General features: G+C 54.5%; 2 protein-coding genes. Both read right to left on the reverse strand.

Annotation, left to right across the window (positions count from 1 at the left end; translation table 11 throughout):
* Window positions 1-602, reverse strand: a 602-nt coding sequence (locus P7F28_RS09565) for an ABC transporter substrate-binding protein (RefSeq protein WP_277184267.1), incomplete at its 3' end; no start/stop codon positions are given.
* A 55-nt stretch (window positions 603-657) separates the two neighbouring features.
* The coding region (locus P7F28_RS09570; protein WP_277184268.1) for an ABC transporter permease at window positions 658-876 on the reverse strand (219 nt) is incomplete at its 5' end.

Raw genomic sequence — 876 nt, forward strand, 5'->3', positions numbered from 1 at the left:
TTTCCGATCGCGGCAATGGTGTTCTCGGTTGATTGTAAGGGGACAATCGAGGCATCGCTGGGGCTGATATTGATTTGAGAAAGGACTTTTCTCGCGCAATAGTCGGTGACGCTACCTGGCGCGGACACTCCAATACGAATACCCTTAAAGCTTTTTGCCGTGGAGAGCCGGCGTTCGAAGGGCGTCGCAGCCGTGATGCCGTGCTTTTTCGCGTAGTCGTTCGAGATAATAAAATAAAGGTCCTGATACACACTTTGTGCCATCACGATCTTGAATTGCTGACCCCTGACCGTGGCTGCCAGCAACTCTCCGGGAGCAGTGTAGTACGCGTCTCCTGCACCAGAAACGAGAGCCGTCATACCAGCAGGGCCGCTTCGGGTGTAGATACGCTCAATGGTTAGGCCCTCGTCCTTGTAGTATCCCAGCGCTCCGGCGACAAAGGTTGGAGCCCATGCGATTAGAGGGCCGCCACTTCCCATGAGCAGTGTCACGTGATCTTGCGGGCGTCCGTGGCTTATACCCGGCACGACGAGGCTCGCCGCGCCGGCAACCGTCAAGCCTAGCAATTGCCGTCGAGAAATTGGTCGATTGTTTGCGCCCACCTATAGTCTCCTGAAATCTAGTTGAAGTTGCGTTTTAGCTACGCCTGTCGTGGGATCAAGCTCCTTCAACGGGGCGCCATCGGAGAAGTCGCTTCTCAATAAGAACCACGAACGCATTGAGCAGTAACCCCAACGCGGTGGTAACTGCGAGAGTCGCGAAAAGACTCGAGGTATCGAACTGATTGGCGTAGTAAGAAACCAGGTAGCCCAGACCGACGTTCGATGTAAACATCTCCGCAACGATCGCACCGGTCAATGCATAAGTGACTGAGAT

Source organism: Caballeronia sp. BR00000012568055 (assembly GCF_029439455.1).
Lineage (GTDB): Bacteria > Pseudomonadota > Gammaproteobacteria > Burkholderiales > Burkholderiaceae > Caballeronia.